General features: G+C 64.3%; 1 pseudogene. It reads left to right on the top strand.

Annotated elements, in window-relative coordinates:
- Positions 1-586 (top strand): annotated as a pseudogene (locus LG661_RS24800) (IS701 family transposase); the annotation flags it as partial.
- Positions 587-669 lie beyond the last annotated feature (83 nt).

Here is a 669-nt window from a genome sequence, read left to right as displayed (position 1 = left end):
CGATCAGTTCTACTCCTGGATCGGCAAACCCGAAGTCGCCGGCACGGCCGAGCAGATCGCCAAGGCTCTTGCCTCTGATGCTTGGATGCGCCTGTCGGCGGGAGACGGTACCAAGGGGGCGCGCCTGTATGACTGGGCTTACGTCGAGTTGGCGGATCTCGCGGCCGAGGAATACAACGAAGACCTCACTGGTCTGTGGACCCGCGGTCTGCTGATCCGGCGCAGCCTCTCTGATGGGGATCTGGCATTCTTCTCGACCTGGTGCCCGGCTGGCACGCCGATCGACACGCTGGTGCGGGTCGAAGGCCAGCGCTGGGCAATCGAGGATGCGTTTGAGACGGCGAAGACCGAGCTCGGGCTGACGCACAACGAAACCCGCTCGTGGCATGGCTGGCATCGGCATGTGTCGCTGGTGATGCTGGCGTTTGCCATGATGGCGGTGGTGCGCGAGCGCGCCAACAGCCTGTCCCCACCCCAAAAAAGAAGCGACGAAGCCAAGCTGCAGCGCTGGTGCGATGGTCTGTCCAGGAAATCCGCCGCGTGGCCACACGTCTCCAGCAGCGCCGGATCGAGCCTGCCGTCGTGATCGCCTGGTCCGCTTGGCGCCGTGCGCATCAGGCGATGGCGCAAGCCTCACACCGGAAACGAAGGGTGCAACTGTAGTGCTAG

Source organism: Microvirga roseola (assembly GCF_020866965.1).
Classification (GTDB): Bacteria; Pseudomonadota; Alphaproteobacteria; order Rhizobiales; family Beijerinckiaceae; genus Microvirga; species Microvirga roseola.
Note: the sequence above shows the minus strand (reverse complement) of the source record. Positions and strands in the feature narration are given on the sequence as shown.